The sequence below is a fragment of the Streptomyces fulvoviolaceus genome (assembly GCF_000718165.1).
Classification (GTDB): Bacteria; Actinomycetota; Actinomycetes; order Streptomycetales; family Streptomycetaceae; genus Streptomyces; species Streptomyces fulvoviolaceus.
Genome location: NZ_JOEY01000013.1, coordinates 1 through 26,758 on the forward strand (window position 1 = coordinate 1; position 26,758 = coordinate 26,758).

Sequence of the window (26,758 nt, forward strand, 5' to 3'; positions counted from 1 at the left end):
AGCAGAAGACGGCATACGAGATAGGAGTCCGTCTCGTGGGCTCGGAGATGTGTATAAGAGACAGCCCCCTCACCGCCCCACCACTCGGAACCCTTCACCCCCCAACCCCCCAGCGCCTCCACCGAGGTCGTCTCCGAGGAGCGGTCGGAGGTCCGTTCCGAGACCCCGTCCGGAAACTCCGTGGGATCCGCTCCCGGGGCAGCCGCCCCTGCGGCAAGCAGTCCCACGGCCACCGCCCTCACCCGGGACGCCCCCACACGTGCCGCGTCCCAGGAGCCCGCCGCCACCCACCGGTCCGGGTCCGGATCCGGTGTCTCCCTGGTCCGGTCGGAGGCGGTCACCGAGCGCCGCCCCGGCCCCGTCCTCGGCCCCCATCCGCTCCGGGTGCCGCCGGGCGAGCTGCCCGGCCCCGCCGTCCCGGCGACTCCCCGACGCGGCCGACGCCGTACGGGCCTGATCGCCGCCACCGCCGTGGTCGCCGCCGGTGCCGTCGTCGCGATCGTCCTCACGACGATGTCCGGTCCGCCGGGCGACGACAAGGCGGGCTCCTCCCCGTCCGCCTCGTCGTCGCAGGGCGGGTCGGTCACCCCGAGCCCGTCGCCCACCGTCGAGGGCACGTCGAGGCCACGCACCCTCCCGCCGGGCGCGCACGAGGAAGCGGGCGGGTTCGGCTGGGCGACGCCCACGGGCTGGCGGCGGGACGTGAAGACGGGGGCGGAGGTGCACTACACGTCCCCCGACGGCAAACAGGAACTCGCGGCCAAGTCCTCCCTCGCCCGCGGCGACCTGATGGAGACCTGGAAGACCTCCGAGCAGAACGCCCACCAGGGCCGGGACTACCGCAAGATCCGGCTGGAGGAGACGGAGTTCCGCGGCAACCCCGCGGTCGTCTGGGAGTACACCTTCACGCTCGAGGGCGTCCCCTGGCACGCCCGGCTGCTGGGCTTCAACGCGAACGGGAAATCGTACCAGATCAACACGTGGTACCAGCCGGACATCGAGACGCAGGCCCTCAAGACCTACGACAAGGTCAGGGACAGCTTCACGGTGCTGTGAGCGGCAACAGAGCCGAAGGGGCCCCGCGGTGCACACCGCGGGGCCCCTCACGACGCTCGAAGGCGAGCGGGATCAGCTGGAGACCTTGCCCACCTGGTCGCCGGTCCCGGCGGCCTCGACGACGGACACCTTCTTGCCCTTGACGACGCTCTCCTTCACGAAGGCGACGACGATCACGACGGCCGCGACCAGCAGCGACAGCAGCACGGTCTCGCGCCCGTCGTGCTCGGTGTCGGTCAGCATGTAGCCGAGCACGAAGACGATCAGCGCGGCCGTCGCCCAGGTCAGATACGGGTACAGCCACATCTTCACCACGAGCTTCTCCGGCGCCTCGGCCTGGATGATCTTCCGCATCCGCAGCTGCGAGAAGCAGATGACCAGCCAGACGAACAGGGCGACCGCACCGGAGGAGTTGACGAGGAAGAGGAAGACCGAGTCCGGGAACTTGTAGTTGAAGAAGACGGCGACGAAGCCGAAGACGACCGAGGCGACGATCGCGGCCAGCGGCACACCACGACTCGTCGTCCGCGCGAAGGCCTTGGGCGCGTCCCCGCGCTGACCGAGAGAGAAGGCCATGCGGGAGGCCGTGTAGAGGCCGGAGTTGAGACAGGACAGCACGGACGTCAGCACGATGAAGTTCATGATCTGGCCGGCGTGCGCGATCCCGAGGGAGTCGAGGGCGGCGACGTAGGAGCCGTCGTCCTGGATGGACTGGGAGTCCCAGGGCAGCAGGGTGACGACGACGAAGATGGACCCGAGGTAGAAGACGCCGACACGCCAGATGATGCTGTTGGTCGACTTCGTGACGGCCCGCTGCGGGTCCTCCGACTCACCGGCGGCCAGGGTCGCGATCTCGCTGCCCATGAAGGAGAAGACGACGAGCAGGACACCGGTGAGGATGGCGCCGGGCCCGTTGGGCAGGAAGCCGCCGTGGTCGGTGAGGTTGGAGAGCCCCGCCTGGTCGGCGTCGACACCGGGCAGTACGCCGAACACGGCGAGCCCGCCGATGACGACGAACGCGCCGATCGCGACGACCTTGATCCCGGCGAACCAGAACTCGAACTCGCCGTAGGAGGCGACGGAGACCAGGTTGGTGGCGGTGAGCACGACCATCACGATGAGGGCCCACCCCCACTGCGGTACCTCGGGTATCCACCCTTCGAGGATCTTGGCTCCGGCGGTCGCCTCCACGGCGAGCACGACGACCCAGAAGAACCAGTACAGCCAGCCGATGGAGAACCCGGCCCAGCGCCCGAGCGCCCGGTCGGCGTGCGCGGAGAAGGATCCGGTGGTCGGATTGGCCACCGACATCTCGCCGAGCATCCGCATCACCAGCACCACGAGCGTGCCGACGAGGGCGTACGACAGGAGGATGCCGGGTCCCGCGGTGGCGATACCGGAGCTGGAGCCGACGAAGAGTCCGGCCCCGATGACACCGCCGATGGCGATCATCGAGAGGTGACGGTTCTTGAGTCCTGCGTGGAGACCGGTGTCGCCGGGGTCTGGGGATCTGGTCTCGGTCAGGGTCGGCTGCGAAGTCATGGGGGGAGTTCCTTTGCGCCGGGTGAGCGGGTCCGCCGTACGAGCGGCGTACGGATCGGTCCAGTGAATCTGAGGCAAAGGAATTCTTGAACCTTTGATTCCAGATCGTTACTTGAGGTTTTCCTGAGGTTTCGCGGTATTGCCGACTCATTTCCGGATCGGGCCCCCGCGCCGCCGCCCCGAAACAGTCGTGTCACACTCATCCCATGCGCGTGTATCTCGGCTCCGACCATGCGGGCTTCGAACTCAAGAACCACCTCGTCGACTGGCTCAGGGCGGCCGGCCACGACCCCGTGGACTGCGGTCCGCACATCTACGACGCCCAGGACGACTACCCCCCGTTCTGCCTCCGCGCCGCCGAGCGCACGGCGGCCGACCCCGACGCCCTCGGCATCGTGATCGGCGGCTCCGGCAACGGTGAGCAGATCGCGGCGAACAAGGTGAAGGGCGTGCGGGCGGCGCTGGCCTGGAGCGAGGAGACCGCGTCGCTCGGCCGGCAGCACAACGACGCCAACGTCATCGCCGTGGGCGCACGGATGCACAGCGAGGACGAGGCGACCAAGTTCGTCGAGACGTTCCTGGCGACGCCGTTCTCGGGCGACGAGCGCCACATCCGCCGCATCGAGATGCTGGCGGGCTACGAGACGACGGGCGACCTGCCGCCGATTCCGGCGCACCACCCGCAGCAGTGAAGTTCAGCCCCTCCGGCAAATCCAGCCCCTCCGGCAAACTCAGCCTCTCCGTCAAATTCAGCCCCTCCGGCGTTTGAGGAGCGGGGGTCCAGGGGGCGGAGCCCCCTGGGAGCGGGGTCGAAGGGGCGGCAGCCCCTGGGGATGGGAATGGGTAAGGGCGGCGGGGGCGACAAAGCCCCCACACACGAACAGGAGCACCCGTGCCTGAGGGGCACACGATCCACCGGCTGGCGCTGGACTACGCCGACCGCTTCTCCGGCACGACCCCCCGCGTCACCAGCCCCCAGGGCAAGTTCTCCGACGCCGCCGAACTCCTGACCGGCACCGAACTCATCCACACCGAGGCCCACGGCAAGCACCTGTTCCTGGGTTTCGCCGCGGAGACCTGGATCCACATCCACCTCGGCCTTTTCGGCAAGGTCAATTTCGGGCCGACCCCCGCACCCCCGCCCACGGACACGGTCCGCCTGCGCCTCGCGAACGACACCGCGTACGTGGACCTCCGCGGCCCGACGACCTGCTCGCTCATCACCCCCACCGAGAAGCACGCGATACACGACCGTCTCGGCCCCGACCCCCTCCGTGAGGACGCCGACCCGCGGACGGCGTACCAGCGGATCTCCCGCAGCCGTACGACGATCGCCGCCCTGCTCATGGACCAGAAGGTCATCGCGGGCGTCGGCAACGTCTACCGCGCCGAGGTCCTCTTCCGGCACGGCATCGACCCGTACCGGACGGGCAAGGGCATCACCCCACGGCAGTGGGACGCGATCTGGACGGACCTCGTGGACCTCATGCGCGAGGGCGTCAGGAACAACCGCATCGACACCGTCCGCCCCGAACACACCCCGGAGGCGATGGGCCGCCCGCCCCGCGTCGACGACCACGGCGGCGAGGTCTACGTCTACCGCAGGGCCAACCTGGCCTGCCACATCTGTGGCGGCGAGATCCGCACCGCCGACCTCGCCGCCCGCAACCTCTTCTGGTGTCCGACCTGCCAGAAGCCCTGAGCGGGCGCCAAGCGCTCCGCTGGGAGTGCCACGATGTGCCGTCGATCGTCCGCGCCGTCGTGGCCGGTCGCGCCCACGCGGCGGAGCCGCACACGGACCGCGCCCCTTCAGGTCGCTGCCGAACCGCACACGGACCGCGCCCCTTCAGGTCGCTGCCGAACCGCAGTGGACTCCGCCCGACCCGCTCAGAACCCGTGCGGCAGCCAAGGCGCGACGGCCGACCCGAACCCCACGGCCGCCTCGGCCAACGCCCCCTGCCGAACCTCCCGCACCAACCCGGCCGCCCCCAGTGCCGCCAGGCTCACCCCACCCAGGTACGCCGCCCCCAACTCCCGTACGGACAGGGCGAGATCGGCCGCGTCCGTCGTACGGTCGCAGGACGCCCCCTTCGCGTCCCCGGTCAGCCGCCAACGCCCCGCGTTCCAGGGGCAGAAGGCGTCCTCGACCTCGAACACGACGTCCACCGGCGCCTGATAGGTCCGCGCTTCCAGCGCACCCCCGACATCCACCAGCCGCAGGTGCAACGAGTCCCGCACCAGCAGCGAGCATCGCCGTACGTCCGACACCAGATGAAGCCACGGCTCGTCCAGCGGCCGCCGCCGCGCGTCGATCCTCGACGTGAGGTCGAGGTCGAACAGGAACCGCCACAGCGCGGCGTGCGCGGGCGCGTCCAGTGCCTCCAGGTCCGAGACCACCACCGTGCCCTTGGGGCCGGCGGCCTCCCAGTCCCCCTTGATCCGGAAGCGCACGAACCCGACGACCTCGCCGTCCCGCTCCGCCAGCACGCACTGCAGCGGCGAGGCGCCGTCCCGTTCGCTCTCCGGATCGAGCAGCCACAGCTGCTCCCAGCCGGGGATCCGGGCGACCATGCCCGGCCGCCGCGGCACCAGCTGTGCGTACACCGCCTCGCACGCGTCGAGCGCGTCGGCGGGCTTCGCGTAGCGCAGCCGTACGGCGTCGGTGCCGGGCGGCACGGTCAGTCGTACGCGCGTCGTGTCGATCTCGGCGTTGACGTGGTGGGTCGCGGCGCCGTACCCGAAGCGGCCGTAGATCACGGGCTCGGAGGCCGTGAGCACGGCCAGCGGCTCGCCCCAGGAGCGCACGTCGTCCAGCTGGCGCCGCATCATCCCGGTCAGCAGCCCGCGCCGCCGGTGCGTCGCGGCCACGCTGACCATGGTGACGCCCGCGGCGGGCACCGCGGCCCCGCCGGGCACGGTCAGCCGGAAGCTGAAGGCTCCGGCCGTCCCGACGCACCGGTCGCCGTCCCAGGCGCCGATGGAACGGTCCCGCTCGGTGAGCTCGCGCCACAGCGCCCGCTCCTCGGCCGACTCCGGAGCCCCGCCGAAGGCGCGGATCAGGTTGTCGTACCACTCGTCCCAGTTGTCCTGCCGCAGCACCCGCAGGGCGGTCACCATGTCAGAGGCCATGAACCATGCCTACCAGGGCATTGCGGGACGAGCGAGGGAATTTCGTCTTGGCGGCGGCGCAACGGCTTTCTGTGAAGTTCACTGTGAAGTTGAACCTCGGACGGGGGACAAGTGGGACCTCCCGTGCCAAGCAGCTGGTCCGATGGATAGGGTCCCGAACTAATGGCAGCAGGACGAGAGCGGCGCGCGGAAGCCGAGACGTTCACGGCCCGGTTGAAGATGCAGTGGCACCGGGTCCGCGTCGGCCTGCGCAGAAGCGCCGTCGACTACTTCCGTGGCGACGGCTCGGACTGGGTCGCGCTGGCCGGTCTGTTCGTGACCGTTCCGGTGATCGCGGCCATGACACTGGTCAACTCGGTGTGGATCTCACCGGCCGCGCTGGTCCTCCCGATCGTCGCCGGCGGCCTGGTCCTGCGCCCGGCGAGCCTGCTCGGCCTGTACGCGGCCGCGGCCACGGCGCTGATCGTGGAGTCGGTCGAGCTGGGGCCGTACACGGAGGGCCCGTCCCGGGTCACCCCGGGCGTGGTGCTCGTGGTCGCCGCCTGCGGTTTCGTCGGCCTGCTCATCGCCCAGTTCCGCAGCCGGGTCGGTGTGCCCTGGCGGCGCGGTGGCACGATGCTCTTCGACCTGCGCGAGCGCATCCGCGTCCAGAGCAAGCTGCCGCAGCTGCCGCAGGGCTGGCACCGGGAGATGGCGCTGCGGCCCGCGGGCGGCCAGTCGTTCTCCGGTGACTTCGTTGTCGCGGCCCGGACGAACGGCGGGCGCACGATGGAGGTCGTGCTCACGGACGTGTCGGGCAAGGGCATGGACGCGGGGTCGCGGGCGCTGCTGCTGTCGGGCGCGTTCGGCGGCCTGCTGGGCTCGCTGCCCCCGCACGCGTTCCTGACCGCCGCCAACGGCTATCTGCTCCGCCAGGACTGGGACGAGGGCTTCGCGACCTCGATCCACCTGGTCCTGGACCTGGACTCCGGGGACTACGAACTCTTCTCCGCGGGCCACCCGCCGGGCCTGCAGCTCAGTGCGGGCAGCGGCCGCTGGGAGGAGAAGGCAGCCGAGGGCCCGCTTCTCGGTGTGTACGACGGCGCCCAGTTCGACCCCGTGAAGGGATCGCTCCGCCCCGGCGACGTGTTGATGCTGTTCACAGACGGTCTGGTGGAGACCTCCGACCGCGACATAGTCGAAGGCATCGACCGCCTCACCGGCGAGGCCGACCGCTATGTCGCCGGCGGCTTCCACGGCGCCGCCTGGCACCTCATCGAGGCGGTCGCGAAGGACGTCAACGACGACAGGGCCCTGCTGCTGATCTGCCGGGAAGGACCGACGGCCCAGGCGATGCCCCGCTGACAGCCGCCACAGCTGCGGGCAGTCGTGCCGCTGGAGCGGCTCCCGACCCACAGTGAGCGGCACCCCGCCGGCGCGGGCGAGCGACACCCACCCCCGCCCAGACCGCCGCACCTGCCAAGCGACGGTGGTGGGGTTTTCCCCAGCCCGGATCCGCCAGCCGCCCTCATCGCCCACGCCCACCCCCGCTCCGTACGTTCGAGAGGACGACAAACGGACCGAAGGGACGAGCCATGCCGGCCGACTGGGCTGTAGAACTGCACGGAGTCACCCGGCGCTACGGCCGCGGCGGCTCGGCCGTCCACGCCCTGCGCGGCATCGACCTGACCCTCGCACCCGGCACCTTCACGGCGGTGATGGGCCCCTCCGGCTCCGGCAAGTCCACCTTCCTCCAGTGCGCGGCAGGCCTCGACCGCCCCACCGCCGGCAAGGTCCGCCTCGGCGGCACGGAGATCACCGGCATGCGCGAGAACAAGCTCACGGCGCTGCGCCGCACCCGCCTGGGCTTCGTCTTCCAGGCGTTCAACCTCCTGCCCTCCCTCACGGTCGAGCAGAACGTCGTCCTCCCGATGCGCCTGGCCGGCCACCGCCCCGACCGCCGCCGCGCCGCCGAGGCGCTCGCCGAGGTCGGCCTGACCGACAAGGCCCGCCGCCGCCCCGGCCAGCTCTCCGGCGGCCAGCAGCAGCGCGTCGCGATCGCCCGCGCCCTGGTCACCCGCCCCGACGTCGTCTTCGCGGACGAGCCGACCGGAGCCCTGGACACCACGACGGCCGCCGAGATCCTCGCCCTGCTCCGCCAGGCCGTCGACACCCAGGGCGCCACGGTCGTCATGGTCACCCACGACCCGTCGGCCGCCGCCTGGGCCGACCGCGTCCTGTTCCTGGCCGACGGCGAACTCGTCGACCACCTGGACCGCGCCCCCGCCGAGCGGATCGCCGCCCGCATGACCGCCCTCACGGCGCGGCCCTCCGTAGGAGCGGCAGCCTGATGTTCCTCCCCAACGGCCTCGCCCGGGCCGCCGTCCGTTTCCGTCCCGCCTCCTTCGTGGGCACGTTCGTCGCGCTCGCGATGGCCGCGCTCATCGTCGCGGCCTGCGGCATCCTCCTGGAGACGGGCCTACGGGCCACCGTCCCGCCCGACCGCTACGCCGCTGCCCCCGTCGTGGTCGCCGCCGACCAGAAGGCCCACTACGGCCACGGAGACGGCGCGGACAGCGAACCGGTCCCCGACCGCGCCCGCCTCGACGCCTCCCTGGTCACGAAGGCGGCCTCGGCCCCCGGCGCCCGCACCGCCGTCGCCGACATCACCTTCCCGGCGAAGGGCCCCCGCGGCCCCCTCACCGCCCACAACTGGTCTTCCACGGCCTTCACCGGCGACCCCCTCACCACCGGCCGCGCCCCCGGCCCCGGCGAAGTGGCCCTCGCCCAAGGCGCCGTCGGCGACCAGGTCACCCTGACCACTCCCGACGGCACGCGCGCGTACCGCGTCTCCGGCACCACCTCGGCACCGGACACCGTCTGGTTCACCGACCCCGAAGCCCTACGGCTCTCCGGTCATCCCGGCCGCATCGACGCCGTGGCCGTACTCCCCGAGCCCGGAGTCGCGACCGACACTCTCGCCGCCCAGGTCACCCACGTGGTCGGCAGGCAGGCCGAGGTCCACACCGGCGACGCCCGAGGAGCCGTGGAAGATCCCACCCTCGACGAGGCCAAGGAGGTCCTGACCGGCATCGGCGGGTCCTTCGGCGGTATCGCGGCCATGGTCGCCGTCTTCACCGCGGCCGGCACCGTCGCCCTCGCCGTCGGCCAACGCGCCCGCGAGTTCGCCCTGTTGCGTGCCGTCGGCGCCACCCCGCGGCAGATCCGCCGCACGATCGCCACCGAGACGCTCCTGATCGCCCCGCTCGCGGGCGCGATGGGCTGCCTGCCCGGCATCGCCCTGGCCGGCTGGTGGTTCGGGCAGCTGAGGGACAAGGGGGCGGTCCCGGAGAGCGTCGACCTGTCCGTCTCCTGGATCCCCCTCGTCTCCGCGGCCGGAGCCGTCCTGGTCACCGCCCTGCTCGCCGGCTACATGGCCGCCCACCGCAGCTCGCGCATCAAGCCGGGGCAGGCGCTCAGCGAGGCCTCCGTGGAGCGGCTGCGCTTCGGCTGGATCCGGACCCCGCTCGGCATCGCCGCCGCGGCCGGCGGCTTCGTCTGCGCGGCCCTGGCCGCCTCCCAGACCGGCGAGGACGCGGCCAACATCGCGCTCGGCGTCGTCATGCTGTTCATGCTGGCCGTGGCCCTGCTCGGCCCGCTGGTCGCCCGCCTGTGCGCCGCACTCTTCGGACTGCCGCTGCGGGGCGCCGGCGCCCCGGCCCTGCTCGCCGCCGCCAACTCCCGTACGAACGCCCGCCGTCTGGCCTCCGCGATCACCCCGATCGTCCTCGCCATGGCCTTCTCGTCCGTCCTGGTCTTCATGCACACCAGCGAGGACCGCGTCACCGAGAAGCAGCAGCACGCGGGCATCCTCGCCGACCACATCGTCACCGCCGACCCGGGCCTGGCCCCGGACGCCGTACGACGAGCCGAGCGCACCCCCGAAGTCACCGCCGCCGTCGGCCTGTTGAAGGCCGGGATCCTCGTGCCCGCCTCGGGCGGCGGGCTGCAGTCGGCCTCCGCGCAGGGCGTCACGGGTTCCGCCCGCGACCTGGCCGCCGTACAGGACCTGGACGTCGAGCAGGGCCGGCTGTCCCTGAAGCCGGGTGAGATCGCCGTGGACGCCTCCCTCGCCGACAACGCGCACCGGAAGCTCGGCGACCGCCTCCCGCTGCGCCTGCCCGACGGCACCAGGGCGGAACCGCGGATCGTGGCGACGTACGGTCGCGGCCTGGGCCTGTCCCAGGTGACGATGGCCCGCGCCGACCTCGCGCCCCACGTCACCTCGGCCTTCGACACGGAGGTGTGGACGAAGGGCGGGACGAAGACCTCCTTGGCACCCCTCGGCACCGTTCTCGACCGCGCCGACCACACCGCGGCCCAGTCCGTCGACCGCGAGCTCAACGCCTGGGCGAACACCGTGATGGCCGCCGTCCTCGGCGGGTTCGCGGCCGTCGCCGCCGTCAACACGCTGGTCATGACCGTTCTCGGCCGCCGCCGCGAGCTCGGCACGCTCCGCCTCATCGGCTCCACCCGCCGCCAGGTGCTGCGCATGGTCCGCTGGGAGGCACTCCTGGTCGCCCTCGCGGGCATCGTCCTCGGTACGGCGATCGCCCTGGCCACGCTCGTCCCGATGACGAAGGGGCTGACGGGGGAGGGGCCCTACATTCCGCCGCTGGTCTACTGCGCCTTCGCCGGCGCGATCGTCGTGCTCGGCCTGACGGCGGTCACCCTTCCGGCACGGGCGGCGCTCAAGGGCGACACACTGGACGAGTGACGCACACCTCTCAGCTGACCCTGGCCGAAGTAGAGGCCACCGCCCGAGCCGCCCACGCCGGCCAGACCGACAAGGCGGGACGGCCGTACGCCGAACACCTCCAGACGGTCGCGGAGGGCGTACGCGCGCGTGGCGGCGACGACGAACAGATCGCGGCGGCCTGGCTGCACGACGCCGTCGAGGACGACGCCCTCTCCGAGCGGTGGCTGGAGGAGGCCGCGCTGAGCCGCCGTACGAAGGACATCGTGCGCGCGGTCACCAAGCGGGCCGACGAGCCACCCAAGGCGTACGCCGGGCGCATCCTCGCCACCCCGGGCGCGCTGCTGGTGAAGGAGGCGGACCTGGCGCACAACGCCGACCCGGCGCGCCTCGCGGTCCTCGACGAGTTCACCCGCAGACGACTGACCGAGAAGTACGCACGGATGCGCGCGCTTCTCGGTCTCGTGGCCGATGAGGTCTGAGCGGTAGAGGCGAATCCGGTGCGGTACAGCGCCCCGTAGGGGCGCGGGGCTGTGTCAACATGCGGCTCCGCCGCGCGGGCGCGACCAGCCCCCACCGGCCCGCAGGTCAGTCACCGCGCACCCAGCGGAGCGCCTACGCGTTGACCTTCTCGCGCTGCTGGCTCGGCACCTTCGCGCCCTGCTCGCGCCCGCGGGCCACCTCCACGGCATCCGGCTTGAAGGCCCAGTTCATGTCCGGCTCCATCGCGAACCGGAAGGCGCGTCGCACCGGCGCGGTGCACAGCAGGGTGACGGCGACGGCCGCGAGGACGCTCACGAAGATCTCGCCGGTCGGCCGGTGCAGCCAGGCGTGGTCGAACCAGCCCGCGAAGCCGGCGCCCTTGATCAGGAAGCCGTGCAGCAGATAGCCGTACAGCGTGCCCGCGCCGAGGGTCGTGAACCACATCTGCCGGCCCGGCACCCAGGCGAAGAAGCAGGCGGTCAGCAGCAGCGAGCAGCCGAACATCGCCAGCACCATGACCGGCCCGGACCACCAGGGCGCGCCCAACTCCTGCGCGGCGTCCCGGTGGTAGAACCACTCCGTGTTCATGCGCGGCACCGCCCACCAGCCGACGGCCAGCGCGGCCGCGAACACCGGCACCGCCGCGATCCGCATCGAGCGCCGGCGCACCAGCCGGAAGTGCTCGGGCTTCATGCACAGGCCGAGCACGAAGTACGGCAGGAACTGGAGCACCCGCTGCAGGTCCAGGTCGTCGCCGATGTTCGGCGTCACGGACGCGAGCATGGCGATGCCGAGCGCGAGCGGCAGCGGCCACCGCACCAGCTTCCAGATCGGCGTGGTCAGCCGCCAGATGAACAGCGCGACGAGGAACCAGGTCAGGAACCACGGGTCCAGGAGGCTGATGTCCTGGCTCGGGGAGTGGTCGGCGAACCGCTTGAAGAGCGAGTACGCCGTCTCGAAGAGGACGTACGGCACGACGACGCCGGTGATCAGCCGCTTCAGGCGGTCGGCGCGCATGTCGAAGCTGCGCGAGAAGAAGCCGGAGATGATGATGAACGCCGGCATGTGGAACGAGTACACGACCGTGTACACGCCCTCCAGGACGCGGCTGTCGCCCTTGATGGGCTCCCAGGCGTGGGCGACCGCGACCAGGACGATGGCCAGGTACTTGGCGTTGTCGAAGAAGGCGTCGCGCGGCTTGTGGAACATCTGAGGCACCCTAGCCATGGCTGTGCGTATTCGTAAAACCGCCCAGGTCATTCCTGGTTAACCGCTTCGAATACCCCTGTTCGCCCACAGGTTGATGTCGCGCTCGATGTCGCAGTCGTCACGTATATGCGTCCTTCTTGTCGCGATTCATCCCGACTAAATGGTGCATAACGCCAGTCATTGGTGTGTCTGTGACTGTAATTCGAATTAGCTGCGAACGAGTTGTGTGGACACCGAAACGATCCGGCCGAATTACCTGTGTGGGTGTCCCGTCGAATTGCTGTGCGGGAGCCGGCCCCGGTCGACGCGCCCGCACGCGCGCGTACCGACATGGTCAAACGTTGGGTCACCGGCCGCATATGCGGGGTGCGTTGGTGGCACGATGGTTCTGGCGGGGGTGCGCGGGGTTGCATCCCCGGGCCGGGAGAGCGGACCGACCGTAGGGTGTGATCAGTTGTGGCCATTTCGCTGTCAGTGGTGCTGATGTTGGGGATCATCCTGGTGGTGTTGATGCGGGGAGGCTCCATCAAGGCCGGCCCCGCCGTGGTCGCCGTGCTCTTCGGCTTCTTCCTCGCCTCGACCGGCATGGCCGACGACATCCAACGATTCCTGGACTCGATAGCGGACACCATCAACTCGATCCAGTTCTAGCGCCCGAGTGCACAAAGACCTCCGGCCCGGTCCTCGGGAGGACCGGGCCGGAGGCCTGGTGGAGCGGGCGACGGGAATCGAACCCGCGTAGCTAGTTTGGAAGACTAGTGCTCTACCATTGAGCTACGCCCGCACAGCGCGCGCCGCAGGTCAGGTGACCGCGGCACAGAAGGCATCGTAGCGGGTCACCCCCCTTCACCGCACACCGCCTTCCGGGCCCGCACCGGCACTTGGGCGGGGCTCGCGAAATGCGGCAGCCCTGCTGCCTGGGGGCATGTACCCTACGTGTCGCACCAGACGGGGTGTGGCGCAGCTTGGTAGCGCGTCCGCTTTGGGAGCGGAAGGCCGTGGGTTCAAATCCCGCCACCCCGACCACCTGCGCGATCACCTCGCGCGACCGTACTCAGTGATCGCCTTTGGGGCGTGTCGCCGCTGCCGTTACTATGCAAGCTGCACGCCCGTGTGCCTCATCCACTGGATCTCCACTGGAAGTCCTCCGGGCGGCGAATCCGCCGGAGCCGCTCTGGCTCCGGCAGAAACCAAGAAGTCAGCCCCCAAGGAGACCGAACCGTGAAGAGCGCCGTGGAGACCCTGAACCCGACCCGGGTTCGGCTCAGCATCGAGGTGCCCTTCGAGGAGCTCAAGGACAGCCTCGACGCGGCGTACAAGAAGATCAACCAGCAGGTCACGGTGAAGGGCTTCCGGAAGGGCAAGATCCCGGCGCGCGTCATCGACCAGCGGTTCGGCCGCGGTGCGGTTCTGGAGGAGGCGGTCAACGACGCGCTTCCGAAGTTCTACACCGAGGCGGTCAACGAGGCCGAGATCGACGTCCTCGGCCAGCCCGAGGTCGACATCACGGAGCTGAAGGACGGCGAGACGCTGAACTTCACCGCCGAGGTCGACGTCCGCCCGGCCATCGAGATCCCGGACTACTCCGGCATCGAGGTCGAGGTCGACGCGGTCGAGGTCACCGAAGAGGACATCGACAAGTCGGTCGAGCAGCTCCGCGAGCGCTTCGCCTCGACCTCCCCGGTCGAGCGCGCCGCCGTGGACGGCGACGTCATCACCATCGACCTGGAGGCCAAGGTCGAGGGCGAGGTCCTCGAGGACGGCGTCGCCAGCGGCGTCTCCTACACCATCGGCTCCGGCGAGCTGCTGGACGGCATCGACGACGCCGTGAAGGGCCTGGAGGCCGGTGGCGAGGCCACCTTCACCTCCGAGCTCAAGGGCGGCTCGGCGGCCGGCAAGGAGGCCGAGGTCACCGTCAAGGTCACCCAGGTCGCCGCCCGCGAACTGCCCGAGCTGGACGACGAGTTCGCGCAGCTCGCCTCCGAGTTCGACACCCTCGACGAGCTCAAGGCCGACAGCCGCAAGCGCCTCGAGAACATGAAGCAGTACGACCAGGCCACGCAGGCCCAGGAGCGCGTCCTGGAGAAGCTGCTCGAGCTGGTCGAGGTCCCGGTCCCCGAGAAGCTGCTCGAGGACGAGATCAACACCCGTAAGCACAACCTCGAGCACCACCAGCTCGGCCAGATGGGCATCGACCTCGGGAAGTACCTGGAGATCCAGGGCAAGACCGAGGAAGAGTTCGTCGCCGAGACCAAGGACGCCGCGGTCAAGGGCATCAAGACGCAGTTCGTCCTGGACGAGCTCGTCAAGCGCGAGAAGCTGAACGTCAACCAGGAGGAGCTCACCGAGCACCTCATGCGGCGTGCGGCCTCCTCCGGCATGTCCCCCGACCAGTTCGCCCAGGCGGTCGTCGAGGGCGGCCAGGTTCCGCTCCTCGTCGGCGAGGTCGCCCGCGGCAAGGCCCTGGCCGTCGTGGTCGAGGCCGCCACGGTCAAGGACACCAACGGCGAGGTCATCGACCTGGACGACGACGAGGACGAGACGGCCGAGACCGTCGAGGCCACCTCCGAGGACGCCCCGGCCGAGGCCGAGGAGAAGACCGAGGGCTGAGCCCACGGCGCCTTGTAGGACGTAGGACGGGCCCCTGGGAACACTCTCCCGGGGGCTCGTCCCGTCGCAGGCCAGGGGCAGCCGACCCCAGGGGCGCGGGGCTGTATCGGTTTGCGGCTCCGCCGCGGGGCGCGAGCAACCACACGCACCCCGCAGCCGCCCACGCACGGTCCCAGCCACGGCGAGTAGGCAGCGGCCCGACCGTCGGAGGCACTACGCCCCCGGCGAACACCCCGCTTACCGGGATTCCCCGAGGGGACCAGCGCGTTAGGGTCCATGAGTACCAGGGCAGGGAAGTCCCGCAAACTGCCCAGCCCCCGGACGGGAAACGTGAGACGGCCCGGCGCCGTCGTAAGACGAGCAGGTGGATACGTGACGAATCTGATGCCTTCAGCCGCCGGCGAGCCTTCCATCGGTGGTGGCCTCGGCGACCAGGTCTACAACCGGCTGCTCAACGAGCGGATCATCTTCCTCGGCCAGCCGGTCGACGACGACATCGCGAACAAGATCACTGCACAGCTGCTGCTCCTTGCCGCCGACCCGGACAAGGACATTTACCTGTACATCAACAGCCCGGGCGGTTCGATCACGGCCGGCATGGCGATCTACGACACCATGCAGTACATCAAGAACGACGTGGTGACGATCGCCATGGGCCTCGCCGCTTCCATGGGTCAGTTCCTGCTCAGCGCGGGTACCCCCGGCAAGCGCTTCGCCCTTCCGAACGCCGAGATCCTGATCCACCAGCCGTCCGCCGGCCTCGCCGGCTCGGCCTCGGACATCAAGATCCACGCCGAGCGGCTGCTGCACACCAAGAAGCGCATGGCGGAGCTGACCTCCCAGCACACCGGTCAGTCGTTCGAGGAGATCACCCGCGCCTCCGACCGCGACCGCTGGTTCGACGCGGACGAGGCCAAGGAGTACGGCCTCATCGACGAGGTCATCACGACGGCCGCCAACATGCCGGGCGGCGGCGGCACCGGGGCCTGAGGCCCCCTGCAAGCCCCCAGCCGACCGCCTCAGCCTCTAGGAGACAGACAGTGAACGTCCACCCCGGCAGCGGCCTGTACGACCGCACGCGCGCCGAGTACACGGGTCCCTCCGCGGAGTCCCGCTACGTCATCCCGCGCTTCGTCGAGCGCACCTCGCAGGGTGTCCGCGAGTACGACCCGTACGCGAAGCTCTTCGAGGAGCGCGTGATCTTCCTCGGCGTCCAGATCGACGACGCCTCCGCCAACGACGTCATGGCACAGCTGCTGTGCCTGGAGTCGATGGACCCCGATCGGGACATCTCGGTCTACATCAACAGCCCCGGCGGCTCCTTCACGGCGCTGACTGCGATCTACGACACGATGCAGTTCGTGAAGCCCGACGTCCAGACGGTCTGCATGGGCCAGGCGGCCTCCGCCGCAGCCATCCTGCTGGCCGCCGGTACACCGGGCAAGCGCATGGCGCTGCCGAACGCCCGCGTGCTGATCCACCAGCCGTACAGCGAGACCGGCCGCGGCCAGGTCTCGGACCTCGAGATCGCGGCCAACGAGATCCTCCGGATGCGCGCGCAGCTGGAAGAGATGCTGGCCAAGCACTCGACCACGCCGATCGAGAAGATCCGCGAGGACATCGAGCGCGACAAGATCCTCACGGCCGAGGAAGCCCTCTCGTACGGCCTGATCGACCAGATCATCTCCACCCGCAAGATGAACAACGAATCCGTCCGCTGACGCGGAAGGCTGTATCGTCTGCCGCTCCTTGGCACGGCTCGGGACTGCGCACGACAAAGTGCACGTCAAAGTGAACCGTGCCAAGGGGGGCCCGAACGGGGGGCCCGGCAAGGTACCGTCGGACATAAGGCAGCACCAGGAGCCGCTGGACCTAGGCGTCTCCCAGGCGAAGGGGAAGCACACCGTGGCACGCATCGGTGACGGCGGCGATCTGCTCAAGTGCTCGTTCTGCGGCAAGAGCCAGAAGCAGGTCAAGAAGCTCATCGCAGGGCCCGGTGTCTACATCTGCGACGAGTGCATCGATCTCTGCAACGAGATCATCGAGGAAGAACTCGCGGAGACCAGTGAGGTCCGCTGGGAGGAACTCCCCAAGCCCCGCGAGATCTACGAGTTCCTCGAGGGCTATGTGGTGGGCCAGGAGCCGGCCAAGAAGGCCCTCTCCGTGGCGGTCTACAACCACTACAAGCGGGTCCAGGCCGGTGAGAACGGCGGCGCCCAAGGCCGCGAGGACGCCATCGAGTTGGCGAAGTCCAACATCCTCCTGCTGGGCCCCACGGGCTCCGGCAAGACGCTCCTCGCCCAGACCCTGGCCCGCATGCTGAACGTCCCGTTCGCGATCGCAGACGCAACGGCGCTCACCGAGGCGGGATATGTCGGCGAGGACGTCGAGAACATCCTGCTGAAGCTGATCCAGGCCGCGGACTACGACGTCAAGAAGGCCGAGACCGGGATCATCTACATCGATGAGATCGACAAGGTCGCGCGGAAGAGTGAAAACCCGTCGATCACACGCGATGTGAGCGGCGAGGGTGTGCAGCAGGCCCTGTTGAAGATCCTTGAGGGCACGACGGCCTCAGTGCCCCCGCAGGGCGGACGCAAGCACCCCCATCAGGAGTTCATCCAGATCGACACGACGAACGTCCTGTTCATCGTGGGCGGTGCCTTCGCGGGCCTGGAGAAGCTCATCGAGTCCCGGGCCGGCGCGAAGGGCATCGGCTTCGGCGCGACGATCCGCTCCAAGCGGGAGATCGAGGCCAAGGACCAGTTCGAGGACGTCATGCCCGAGGACCTGGTCAAGTTCGGGATGATCCCGGAGTTCATCGGCCGCCTCCCCGTCATCACGAGCGTGCACAACCTGGACCGGGAAGCCCTCCTCCAGATCCTCGTCGAGCCCCGCAACGCGCTCGTGAAGCAGTACCAGCGCCTCTTCGAACTCGACGGCGTGGAGCTGGACTTCGAGCGCGAGGCCCTCGAGGCCATCGCCGACCAGGCCATCCTCCGCCAGACCGGCGCCCGCGGCCTGCGCGCCATCATGGAGGAAGTCCTCCAGGGCGTCATGTACGAGATCCCGTCCCGCAAGGACGTGGCCCGCGTCGTCATCACGGCGGACGTCGTCCACTCCAACGTGAACCCGACCCTGATCCCGCGGGACGCACGGGGCCGGGGACCGGGCGAGCAGAAGACGGCGTAACCGCCGCACACACCCGCACGACAACGAAGGGGCCCCGGTCAACCGACCGGGGCCCCTTCGCAGTTGAGCCGTGTCGAGTCGTACGGCGTCAGCTCTTGACGCGGACCTCCGTGCGGAACTTGGCCGTCATCTCGGCCGCACTCGCCATGTCGGGGCTCTTGCCGGACATCGCGTCGGCCATGTCGATGTTGATGATGACGCCCAGCGTGCTGTGGTCGCCCCAGATGCACACCGGCATGCTGATCGAGCTCGGGCCGGACGACGAGGAGTCGCCGCTGTCGACCTTCATCTCCTGGCACTTGAGGACCGCGCCGTCGAGACCGGACGGCGTGTACGCCTTCGGGCTGCCGACGACCGTGCCCTCATCCGAGGAGGCACTCTTCTTCATCTCGGTGAACATGCCGTCGACGACCTTCTCGGGGTCCTCGATCTCACCGTTGACACCCATGAAGTTGATCATCTTCATGGCGAGGTAGTCGGTCTGGTCCCCGGACTGGTACGTGGCGCTGACGTCCTCGGCGTTCTTCACGCCGTGCTTCTCGGCGTCCTCGAGGTCGTCCTTGCTGAAGCCGTCGCCGGTTGCGCTGGCGGCCTTCTTGTAGTCCGTGAGGACGGTCGCCGGCGTCGTCAGCTTGTGCGCGCCGTCGTCGGGGATGTCGGAGCCGCTGCTGCTGCCGCTACCCCCGCCGATCACGAGGTACGCCCCGACGGCGATCGCGGCCACGACCGCCACCGCGCCGAGGATGATGCCGATCTTCTTGCCGTTGCCACCCGGCGCCGGCGGCTGCGGAACGCCGTACGGGTCCTGGCCGTAGGGCGGCTGTTGACCGTACGGGGCCTGCTGCTGGCCGTACGGAGGGGCCTGCGGAGGGACGCCGCCCTGCTGCGGGTAGCCGTAACCGGGCTGCGGCTGCTGGGCGGGCGGGGCCTGCTGGGGGTAGCCGTAGCCGGGCTGTGGGGCCTGCGGCGGCTGGCCGGGCTGGCCGGGCTGGGGAGCCTGCGGCTGCTGGCCGTAGGGTCCCGGCTGGCCGTACGGCCCGGGCTGCTGGGGCTGCCCGCCGTACGGGCCCGGCTGGTTGTAGCTCATTACTGGGTTCCCCTCCAGATGCTTATGTGTTCCCGACATCCTGGCGCAGGCACAGCGCTCGCATTGCATCGGGGGGCGCACCGTTACAGAAGAATCGCGTTTCGGGACTGGGTCGTGACGCCTCTAAACTGTGCGCGTGACCGAGAACGCTCAGCAGCAGCCATCAGCGCCCCACACCGAACTGCCGACCCAGTACGCGCCGGCCGAGGTAGAGGGGAAGCTGTACGAGCGCTGGGTAGAGCGCGGTTACTTCGCCGCCGACGCGAAGAGCGACAAGCCCGCGTACACCATCGTCATCCCGCCGCCGAACGTCACCGGCTCGCTCCACCTGGGCCACGCCTTCCAGCACACCCTCATGGACGCCCTCACCCGCCGCAAGCGCATGCAGGGCTACGAGGCGCTGTGGCTGCCCGGCATGGACCACGCCGGTATCGCCACCCAGAACGTCGTCGAGCGAGAGCTCGGCAAGGAGGGCAAGTCCCGCCACGACCTGGGCCGCGAGGAGTTCGTCGAGCGCGTCTGGCAGTGGAAGGAGGAGTACGGCGGCAGGATCCTCGGCCAGATGCGACGCCTCGGCGACGGCGTCGACTGGTCCCGTGAGCGCTTCACCATGGACGAGGGGCTCTCCCAGGCCGTCCAGACCATCTTCAAGAAGCTCTACGACGACGAGCTGATCTACCGCGCCGAGCGCATCATCAACTGGTGCCCGCGCTGTCTCACCGCGATCTCCGACATCGAGGTCGAGTACCAGGAGGACGACGGCGAGCTCGTCTCCATCAAGTACGGCGAGGGCGACGAGACGCTCGTCGTCGCCACCACCCGCGCCGAGACCATGCTCGGTGACACCGCCGTCGCCGTTCACCCCGACGACGAGCGCTACCAGCACCTCATCGGCAAGCGCATCAAGCTCCCGCTGACCGACCGCACCATCCCCGTCGTCGCCGACACCCACGTCGACCCCGAGTTCGGCACCGGCGCCGTCAAGGTGACCCCGGCCCACGACCCGAACGACTTCGAGATCGGCCGGCGTCACGACCTGGAGTCGCTGACCGTCATGGACGAGCGCGGTGTCATCACCGTGCACGGCCCCTTCGAGGGACTCGACCGTTTCGAGGCGCGTTCGGCGATCGTCGCCGCCCTGCGCGCCGAGGGCCGGATCGTCGCCGAGAAGCGCCCCTACGTCCACTCCGTGGGCCACTGCTCGCGTTGCAAGACGACCCTCGAACCCCGCCTGTCCATGCAGTGGTGGGTCAAGGTCGGCCCGCTGGCCCAGGCCGCCGGTGACGCCGTCCGCGACGGCCGCGTCGCGATCCACCCCGCCGACATGTCGAAGCGCTACTTCGACTGGGTCGACAACATGCACGACTGGTGCATCTCGCGGCAGTTGTGGTGGGGCCACCGCATCCCGGTCTGGTACGGCCCGGAGGGCGAGGTCGTCTGCGTCGGCCCCGACGAGGAGCCGCCGAGCGGTGAGGGCTGGACCCAGGACCCGGACGTCCTGGACACCTGGTTCTCCTCCGGCCTGTGGCCCTTCTCGACCCTCGGCTGGCCCGAACAGACCCCGGATCTCGAGAAGTTCTACTCGACCGACGTCCTGCTCACCGGCCACGACATCATCTTCTTCTGGGTCGCCCGGATGATGATGTTCGGCCTCTACGCCATGGACGGCGAGGTCCCCTTCAAGACCATCGCCCTGACCGGCCTGGTCCGCGACCAGTTCGGCAAGAAGATGTCCAAGTCCTCGGGCACGGCGGTGGATCCGCTGGACTGGATGAACGAGTACGGCTCCGACGCCGTCCGCTTCACCCTGGCCAAGGGCGCCAACCCCGGTGTCGACGTGCCGATCGGCGAGGACTGGGTCCAGGCGTCCCGGAACTTCGCCAACAAGATCTGGAACGCGACCCGCTTCGCGCTGATGAACGGCGCGACGGTCGAGGGCCCGCTGCCGGAGCCGGCGGAGATGTCGGCCACCGACCGCTGGATCCTCTCCCGTCTCAACAAGACCGTCGCCGAAGTCGACGCGTTCTACGAGGACTTCCAGTTCGCGAAGGTCTCCGACTCGCTGTACCACTTCGCGTGGGACGAGGTCTTCGACTGGTACGTCGAGCTGTCCAAGACGACGTTCATGGCGGGCGGCGAGGGCGCCAAGATCTCCGGACGGGTCCTCGGCGAGGTCCTGGACGTGACCCTGCGCCTGCTCCACCCGATCGTCCCGTTCGTGACGGAGACCCTCTGGACCACCCTCACGGGCGGCGAGTCGGTCGTCATCGCGAACTGGCCCACGGACAGCGGCTTCCGTGACGAGGCCGCCGAGCGGGAGATCGAGACCCTCCAGTCGGTGATCACCGAGGTCCGCCGCTTCCGCGCCGACCAGGGCCTGCAGCCGGGCCAGCGCGTCCCGGCCCGCCTGACCCTGGACGGCACGGCCCTGGCACCTCACGAGGCGGCCATCCGCCAGCTGCTGCGTCTGCAGCCGGAGGGCGAGGCCTTCTCGGCCACGGCGACCCTGCCGGTCGCGGGGGCCACGGTCGCCCTCGACCTCTCCGGCACGATCGACGTCGCCGCGGAGCGCAAGCGCCTCGCGAAGGACCTCGCGGCCGCGGAGAAGGAGAAGGCCCAGGCCAACGCCAAGCTCGGCAACGAGGCGTTCCTGGCGAAGGCTCCCGACCACGTGGTCGAGAAGATCCGCACACGCCTGACGAAGGCGGACGAGGACATCGCCCGCATCAAGACGCAGCTGGACCGCTTGCCGCAGGCGTAAGAGTCCGTACGGCGCGAAGGGCCCCGGAGTCCTCTGGACTCCGGGGCCCTTCGCGCCCTTGGGGGCGCGGGGAACTGCGCGACCAGCCACAACGCACCCGCACCGGCCTTACAGGACCAGCCACCCCACTCCGTAGGCACTCTGTCAGTCCCCCTCCGTAGACTGACCCCGTGAGTGAAAGCGACCCCTTCGACGACATCGTCGCCAACGAGACCGACCGAGACCCCGATCTCGCGGTGATCGAGGCCGGCAGCCGAACCCTGCGCACCCAGGGCGGCCAGCCGCAGGCCGACGTGCCCGGTCGCCCCGCCGACCCCGAGATCGACAAGGCCTTGCGCGAGGTCGAGGCCGAGCTCGCCTCCCGCTGGGGCGAGACCAAGCTGGAGCCGTCGGTCAGCCGTATCGCCGCGCTGATGGACGTCCTGGGCGATCCGCAGCGGTCGTACCCCTCGATCCACATCACGGGAACCAACGGCAAGACCTCCACCGCCCGCATGATCGAGGCCCTCCTCGGCGCCTTCGAACTGCGCACGGGCCGCTACACCTCCCCCCACGTCCAGTCGATCACCGAGCGGATCAGCCTCGACGGGGCGCCGATCGACGCCGAGCGGTTCGTCGAGACGTACAACGACATCAAGCCGTACGTCGAGATGGTCGACGCGCAGCAGGAGTACCGGCTGTCCTTCTTCGAGGTGCTGACGGGCATGGCGTACGCCGCCTTCGCGGACGCGCCCGTCGACGTCGCCGTCGTCGAGGTGGGCATGGGCGGCTCCTGGGACGCCACCAACGTCATCGACGGTGACGTCGCCGTCGTCACTCCCATCGACCTCGACCACACCGACCGGCTCGGCGAGACGCCCGGCGAGATCGCCGTGGAGAAGGCCGGGATCATCAAGCAGGACGCGACCGTCATCCTGGCCCAGCAGCCGGTGGACGCGGCGCAGGTGATGCTGAGGAAGGCCGTCGAGGTCGACGCGACCGTGGCCCGGGAGGGACTGGAGTTCGGGGTCGTGGCGCGGCAGATCGCCGTCGGCGGGCAGGTGTTGACCCTGCGCGGGCTCGGCGGGGAGTACGAAGAGGTGTACCTCCCGCTGCACGGCCCTTACCAGGCGCACAACGCCGCCGTGGCGCTCGCCGCCGTGGAGGCGTTCTTCGGCGTCGGCGCCCAGCGTCCGGACCGGCTCGACATCGACACGATCCGCAAGGCCTTCGCCTCCGTCACCGCCCCGGGCCGGCTGGAAGTCGTACGGCGGTCCCCGACCGTCGTGCTGGACGCGGCCCACAACCCGGCGGGCGCCCGCGCCACCGCCGAGGCGATCGGAGAGGCCTTCGAGTTCAGCCGCCTGATCGGCGTGGTGGGCGCGAGCGGCGACAAGAACGTACGGGGGCTGCTGGAAGCCTTCGAGCCGGTCTTCGCCGAGGTCGTGATCACCCAGAACTCCAGCCACCGGGCCATGGACGCGGACGAGCTCGCCGCGATCGCCGTCGAGGTGTTCGGCGAGGACCGCGTGCAGGTCGAGCCGCGGCTGCCCGACGCGCTGGAGGAGGCGATCACGCTGGCCGAGGAGGACGGCGAGTTCGCGGGCGGCGGCGTGCTCGTCACCGGTTCCGTCATCACCGTCGGCGAGGCCCGACTGCTGCTGGGGAGGGGCTGACCACCCGTGCGTACGCTCTGTGCTTCGACCCTGATCGGTGAGGTCTTCCTCATCGGCTTCGCCGGACTGGTCGCCATGAAGGACCCCGACCTGTCCATGACGACGGTGTGGACGGTCAGCGGCATCGCGATGTTCCTGTGCCTGGCGCTGTGCGGGGTCGTGACCCGGCCCGGCGGCATCGCGCTCGGCTGGGCCCTCCAGATCGCCCTCATCGTCTCCGGCTTCGTCATCCCCACCATGTTCTTCATGGGCGCGCTCTTCGCGGCGCTGTGGTGGGCATCCGTGCACTACGGAAGAAAGATCGACGAGGCCAAGGCCCGTTTTGCGGCGCAGGCAGGCGAAACCAGCCCGTCCGGCGTTTGAGGACGAGGCCCCTTCAGGGCCGACAGCGGGGGTCTGGGGGGCGGCAGCCCCCAGGGGCGCCCACCTGCGGAACCTGACACTGCGTAACCGGTGCCCAGGCACGCCCTGTAGCCTCGTGCCACCGCACCCGTGGACAAGGAGTACCTCGTGACCCAGCGCACGCTCGTCCTGCTCAAGCCCGACGCAGTCGCTCGTGGCCTGACCGGCGAGATCATCAGCCGTATCGAGCGCAAGGCCGGCTGGCAGATCACCGCGCTGGAGCTGCGCACCCTGGACCAGGACACGCTGGAGCAGCACTACGGCGAGCACAAGGGCAAGCCCTTCTACGAGCCGCTGGTGGAGTTCATGGCCTCCGGTCCGGTCGTCGCGCTGATCGTCGAGGGCGAGCGGGTCATCGAGGGTGTCCGCGCGCTGGCCGGTCCGACCGACCCGATCGCCGCCGCCCCGGGCTCCATCCGCGGTGACTTCGGCGTGATCGTCCGCGAGAACCTCATCCACGCCTCCGACTCCGAGGAGTCCGCCGAGCGCGAGGTGAAGATCTTCTTCCCGGGCCGCGCGTAGGGCCTGTCCGGCGCACGCCGCAGCAGAAGCCGGAGTCTGGGGCGATGTCCCCAGACTTTTTGGCATATGCGTGCCGATCGAGGGAACGAGCACCCCCGAACGCCCCTCTCCAGGAGCGAACACACTCAGCATCTGCTGACAATGGCGGAGACCCTTACGCAGTGTCCGTGCGGGCGCGTCTACGATGGAAGCCTTCACGTCACAGCACCCACCTCCGCCGACCTGACAAGCCCTCAAAAGCTCCCAGGAAGGCCAGACACATCCTGATGGGGAACTCAATGTCGTTCATCGGCCGTGACATGGCTGTCGACCTCGGGACCGCCAACACGCTGGTGTACGTCAGGGGTCGCGGGATCGTACTCAACGAGCCGTCCGTCGTCGCGATCAACACCAACACCGGTGGCATCCTCGCGGTCGGCGCCGAAGCCAAGAAGATGATCGGGCGCACGCCCGGCAACATCGTTGCCGTACGTCCGCTGAAGGACGGCGTGATCGCCGACTTCGAGATCACCGAGCGGATGCTCCGCTACTTCATCCTGAAGATCCACAAGCGGCGGTATCTCGCGAGGCCGCGCGTCGTCGTGTGTGTCCCCTCGGGCATCACCGGCGTCGAGCGCCGCGCCGTCATCGAGGCGTCGTCCCAGGCCGGCGCCCGTCAGGTGCACATCATCGAGGAGCCCATGGCGGCCGCCATCGGCTCCGGCCTGCCGGTCCACGAGGCCACGGGCAACATGGTGGTGGACATCGGCGGCGGCACCACGGAGGTCGCGGTCATCTCCCTCGGCGGCATCGTCACCGCCCAGTCCATCCGCGTCGCGGGCGACGAACTGGACAGCTCGATCATCCAGCACATCAAGAAGGAGTACTCCCTTCTGCTGGGTGAGCGGACGGCAGAACAGATCAAGATCACGATCGGTTCGGCGTACGACCTCGACGCTGACGAACACACCGAAATCCGTGGCCGGGACCTCGTCTCCGGGCTGCCCAAGACCGTCGTCATCTCGGCCGCCGAAGTGCGCAAGGCGATCGAGGAACCGGTCAATGCCATCGTCGACGCCGTGAAGACCACCCTCGACAAGTGCCCGCCCGAGCTCTCCGGCGACATCATGGACCGCGGAATCGTTCTGACAGGTGGCGGCGCCCTGCTCCGCGGCCTCGACGAGCGGCTGCGCCGTGAGACCGGCATGCCGATCCACATCGCCGAGGATCCGCTGGACAGCGTGGCGCTCGGCTCCGGCAAGTGCGTCGAGGAGTTCGAGGCGCTCCAGCAGGTGCTGGACGCCCAGCCCCGCAGATGACATAACTCTTCGATTCCGCCGTACGAGATGATCTCTTCTCGTGCGGCGGATCGTTGATATGTAGGCATAAGCTCGCCCAAACACCTGCACATTCCTATGAGGAAGGCACGGCCGCCGCACGTGAGGGACACACGAGAGAGCCGGCTGCTCCTGGTGCTGCTGATCGCTGTCGCGTTCGCACTGATCACGGTGGACATCCGCGGCGGGGAGGACTCACCGGTCGACGGTGCCCGCCAGGCCGCAGCCACGGTGTTCGGCCCGATCGAGGACGGGGTGTCGGCCGCGGTCGACCCGGTCGGCAACGCCGTATCGGCCATCCGTGACTCCGGCGAGCGGCACGACCGGCTCGCCGAGCTGGAGAAGGAGAACGCGGCCCTCAAGGCGAAGCTCGGCAGCGACGACCGCAAGTCCAGCCGCCTCAAACAGCTCGACAAGATGCTGAAGATCGCGGGCGAGGGCCAGTACGGCATCAAGGGCGCGGAGGTCATCGCCATAGGGGCGGCCCAGGGCTTCTCCTGGACCATCACGATCGACGTCGGCGCCGACGACGGCATCAAGCGCGACATGACCGTCCTCAACGGCGACGGACTCGTCGGCCGCGTGACGACCGTCGGGCCGAACACCGCCACCGTCCTCCTCGCCAACGACCCCGACTTCACCGTCGGCACCCGCATGGAGGCCAGCGACGAGCTCGGCTTCGCCTCCGGGCAGGGCGACCGCCCGCTGCGCGTCGAACTCCTCAACGGCAAGGCCGAGATCAAGAAGGGCGACCGTCTGGTCACCTTCGGCTCGCAGGCCGACAAGCCCTTCGTGCCCGGCGTGCCGGTCGGCGTGGTCTCCCGCGTCGACCCCTCCGGCGGCGACCTGACCCGCATCCTCTACGTCACGCCGTACGTCAGCTTCACCAAGCTCGACGTCATCGGCGTCGTCGTCCAGGCCCCGAAGAAGGACCCGCGCGACACCGTGCTGCCCGCCAAGCCCAAGCCGACCCCCACGCCGACCGTGACGGTCACCGTCACCCCGTCCGCGAACGCGCCGGTCGACGGCGAGATCCAGCAAGAGCAGTAGGAGCTGTCC

The 26,758-nt window shown here is 69.6% G+C and carries 22 protein-coding genes and 2 tRNA genes; 19 read left to right on the plus strand and 5 right to left on the minus strand.

Features of this window, described 5'->3' with window-relative positions:
* Positions 1-180: 180 nt before the first annotated feature.
* Positions 181-1,056, plus strand: coding sequence for a hypothetical protein (locus tag IG08_RS54210; protein ID WP_052424708.1), 876 nt, complete (start codon positions 181-183; stop codon positions 1,054-1,056).
* 72 nt (positions 1,057-1,128) lie between these two features.
* Here IG08_RS54210 and IG08_RS0115395 read toward each other — a convergent pair whose 3' ends face one another.
* Positions 1,129-2,598, minus strand: coding sequence for an amino acid permease (locus IG08_RS0115395; protein ID WP_043454360.1), 1,470 nt, complete (start codon positions 2,596-2,598; stop codon positions 1,129-1,131).
* 206 nt (positions 2,599-2,804) lie between these two features.
* On the opposite strand from IG08_RS0115395, the gene IG08_RS0115400 reads away from it, so the two are divergent.
* Together IG08_RS0115400 and IG08_RS0115405 are read left to right on the plus strand one after the other, a co-directional pair.
* Positions 2,805-3,290, plus strand: coding sequence for a ribose-5-phosphate isomerase (locus tag IG08_RS0115400; protein WP_030601492.1), 486 nt, complete (start codon positions 2,805-2,807; stop codon positions 3,288-3,290).
* A gap of 200 nt (positions 3,291-3,490) precedes the next feature.
* Positions 3,491-4,300, plus strand: a complete 810-nt coding sequence (locus IG08_RS0115405) for an Fpg/Nei family DNA glycosylase (RefSeq protein WP_030601494.1) — start codon at positions 3,491-3,493, stop codon at positions 4,298-4,300.
* A gap of 185 nt (positions 4,301-4,485) precedes the next feature.
* On the opposite strand, the gene IG08_RS0115410 is transcribed toward IG08_RS0115405, so the two are convergent.
* Positions 4,486-5,715, minus strand: coding sequence for a GNAT family N-acetyltransferase (locus IG08_RS0115410; RefSeq protein ID WP_030601497.1), 1,230 nt, complete (start codon positions 5,713-5,715; stop codon positions 4,486-4,488).
* Positions 5,716-5,889: 174 nt separating this feature from the next.
* On the opposite strand from IG08_RS0115410, the gene IG08_RS0115415 reads away from it, so the two are divergent.
* The 4 genes from IG08_RS0115415 (at position 5,890) to IG08_RS0115430 (ending at position 10,944) form a co-directional block, all read left to right on the plus strand.
* Positions 5,890-7,071 (plus strand): PP2C family protein-serine/threonine phosphatase, encoded by a 1,182-nt coding sequence (locus IG08_RS0115415; RefSeq protein WP_030601499.1) that lies wholly within the window; start codon positions 5,890-5,892, stop codon positions 7,069-7,071.
* A gap of 230 nt (positions 7,072-7,301) precedes the next feature.
* A complete protein-coding gene (locus tag IG08_RS0115420; protein WP_030601500.1) occupies positions 7,302-8,057 on the plus strand; it encodes an ABC transporter ATP-binding protein in 756 nt (251 codons plus the stop codon).
* On the plus strand, positions 8,057-10,483 hold the full coding sequence (locus IG08_RS0115425) for an FtsX-like permease family protein (RefSeq protein ID WP_030601502.1): 2,427 nt from the start codon (positions 8,057-8,059) through the stop codon (positions 10,481-10,483). The genes IG08_RS0115420 and IG08_RS0115425 overlap by 1 nt, the downstream gene beginning before the upstream one ends.
* Positions 10,480-10,944: an HD domain-containing protein gene (locus tag IG08_RS0115430; protein WP_030601504.1), complete on the plus strand. Its 465-nt coding sequence runs from the start codon at positions 10,480-10,482 to the stop codon at positions 10,942-10,944. Before IG08_RS0115425 ends, IG08_RS0115430 begins: the two co-directional genes overlap by 4 nt.
* Before the next feature lie 133 nt (positions 10,945-11,077).
* On the opposite strand, the gene IG08_RS0115435 is transcribed toward IG08_RS0115430, so the two are convergent.
* The gene (locus IG08_RS0115435; protein WP_234342887.1) at positions 11,078-12,154 is read right to left on the minus strand and encodes an acyltransferase family protein; all 1,077 of its coding nucleotides are present in this window, start codon (positions 12,152-12,154) and stop codon (positions 11,078-11,080) included.
* Positions 12,155-12,610: 456 nt separating this feature from the next.
* Between IG08_RS0115435 and IG08_RS0115440 the strand changes: the two genes are divergently transcribed.
* On the plus strand, positions 12,611-12,805 hold the full coding sequence (locus tag IG08_RS0115440) for a hypothetical protein (RefSeq protein ID WP_030601507.1): 195 nt from the start codon (positions 12,611-12,613) through the stop codon (positions 12,803-12,805).
* A 59-nt stretch (positions 12,806-12,864) separates the two neighbouring features.
* Here IG08_RS0115440 and IG08_RS0115445 read toward each other — a convergent pair.
* A tRNA-Gly gene (locus tag IG08_RS0115445) sits at positions 12,865-12,938 on the minus strand.
* Positions 12,939-13,103: 165 nt separating this feature from the next.
* Here IG08_RS0115445 and IG08_RS0115450 point away from each other — a divergent pair.
* The 5 genes from IG08_RS0115450 (at position 13,104) to clpX (ending at position 17,956) form a co-directional block, all read left to right on the plus strand.
* Positions 13,104-13,180: transfer RNA gene (locus IG08_RS0115450), tRNA-Pro, on the plus strand.
* A 195-nt stretch (positions 13,181-13,375) separates the two neighbouring features.
* Entirely contained in the window at positions 13,376-14,764 is a 1,389-nt protein-coding gene (tig, locus tag IG08_RS0115455; RefSeq protein WP_030601510.1) for a trigger factor, read from the plus strand.
* A gap of 384 nt (positions 14,765-15,148) precedes the next feature.
* Positions 15,149-15,754, plus strand: a complete 606-nt coding sequence (locus IG08_RS0115460; RefSeq protein WP_030601513.1) for an ATP-dependent Clp protease proteolytic subunit — start codon at positions 15,149-15,151, stop codon at positions 15,752-15,754.
* 50 nt (positions 15,755-15,804) lie between these two features.
* Entirely contained in the window at positions 15,805-16,485 is a 681-nt protein-coding gene (locus tag IG08_RS0115465; RefSeq protein WP_030601516.1) for an ATP-dependent Clp protease proteolytic subunit, read from the plus strand.
* A 184-nt stretch (positions 16,486-16,669) separates the two neighbouring features.
* Positions 16,670-17,956, plus strand: coding sequence for an ATP-dependent Clp protease ATP-binding subunit ClpX (gene clpX / locus IG08_RS0115470; protein WP_030601519.1), 1,287 nt, complete (start codon positions 16,670-16,672; stop codon positions 17,954-17,956).
* Positions 17,957-18,044: 88 nt separating this feature from the next.
* On the opposite strand, the gene IG08_RS0115475 is transcribed toward clpX, so the two are convergent.
* Positions 18,045-19,043 carry a hypothetical protein gene (locus tag IG08_RS0115475; RefSeq protein ID WP_030601520.1) on the minus strand — a complete coding sequence of 333 codons (999 nt, stop codon included), beginning with the start codon at positions 19,041-19,043 and terminating at the stop codon, positions 18,045-18,047.
* 136 nt (positions 19,044-19,179) lie between these two features.
* Here IG08_RS0115475 and IG08_RS0115480 point away from each other — a divergent pair, with 136 nt between their 5' ends.
* The 6 genes from IG08_RS0115480 (at position 19,180) to mreC (ending at position 26,749) form a co-directional block, all read left to right on the plus strand.
* Positions 19,180-21,804, plus strand: a complete 2,625-nt coding sequence (locus tag IG08_RS0115480; RefSeq protein WP_030601523.1) for a valine--tRNA ligase — start codon at positions 19,180-19,182, stop codon at positions 21,802-21,804.
* Between the two features lie 170 nt (positions 21,805-21,974).
* Positions 21,975-23,459 (plus strand): bifunctional tetrahydrofolate synthase/dihydrofolate synthase, encoded by a 1,485-nt coding sequence (folC, locus tag IG08_RS0115485; protein WP_030601526.1) that lies wholly within the window; start codon positions 21,975-21,977, stop codon positions 23,457-23,459.
* A 6-nt stretch (positions 23,460-23,465) separates the two neighbouring features.
* Entirely contained in the window at positions 23,466-23,822 is a 357-nt protein-coding gene (locus tag IG08_RS0115490; protein WP_030601530.1) for a DUF4233 domain-containing protein, read from the plus strand.
* A gap of 147 nt (positions 23,823-23,969) precedes the next feature.
* Positions 23,970-24,383 (plus strand): nucleoside-diphosphate kinase, encoded by a 414-nt coding sequence (ndk, locus tag IG08_RS0115495; RefSeq protein ID WP_030601533.1) that lies wholly within the window; start codon positions 23,970-23,972, stop codon positions 24,381-24,383.
* Positions 24,384-24,661: 278 nt separating this feature from the next.
* Positions 24,662-25,681: a rod shape-determining protein gene (locus IG08_RS0115500; RefSeq protein ID WP_030601536.1), complete on the plus strand. Its 1,020-nt coding sequence runs from the start codon at positions 24,662-24,664 to the stop codon at positions 25,679-25,681.
* Between the two features lie 120 nt (positions 25,682-25,801).
* A complete protein-coding gene (gene mreC, locus IG08_RS0115505) occupies positions 25,802-26,749 on the plus strand; it encodes a rod shape-determining protein MreC (RefSeq protein WP_030601539.1) in 948 nt (315 codons plus the stop codon).
* The last annotated feature ends 9 nt before the right edge of the window (positions 26,750-26,758 follow it).

Coding starts and splice junctions, on each gene's coding strand:
- IG08_RS0115395 (WP_043454360.1), bottom strand. CDS start 2,598: ATGACTTCGCAGCCGACCCTGACCGAGACCAGATCCCCAGACCCCGGC.
- IG08_RS0115400 (WP_030601492.1), top strand. CDS start 2,805: ATGCGCGTGTATCTCGGCTCCGACCATGCGGGCTTCGAACTCAAGAAC.
- IG08_RS0115410 (WP_030601497.1), bottom strand. CDS start 5,715: ATGGTGACCGCCCTGCGGGTGCTGCGGCAGGACAACTGGGACGAGTGG.
- IG08_RS0115415 (WP_030601499.1), top strand. CDS start 5,890: ATGGCAGCAGGACGAGAGCGGCGCGCGGAAGCCGAGACGTTCACGGCC.
- IG08_RS0115420 (WP_030601500.1), top strand. CDS start 7,302: ATGCCGGCCGACTGGGCTGTAGAACTGCACGGAGTCACCCGGCGCTAC.
- IG08_RS0115425 (WP_030601502.1), top strand. CDS start 8,057: ATGTTCCTCCCCAACGGCCTCGCCCGGGCCGCCGTCCGTTTCCGTCCC.
- IG08_RS0115435 (WP_234342887.1), bottom strand. CDS start 12,154: ATGTTCCACAAGCCGCGCGACGCCTTCTTCGACAACGCCAAGTACCTG.
- IG08_RS0115460 (WP_030601513.1), top strand. CDS start 15,149: ATGCCTTCAGCCGCCGGCGAGCCTTCCATCGGTGGTGGCCTCGGCGAC.
- IG08_RS0115475 (WP_030601520.1), bottom strand. CDS start 19,043: ATGAGCTACAACCAGCCGGGCCCGTACGGCGGGCAGCCCCAGCAGCCC.
- IG08_RS0115500 (WP_030601536.1), top strand. CDS start 24,662: ATGTCGTTCATCGGCCGTGACATGGCTGTCGACCTCGGGACCGCCAAC.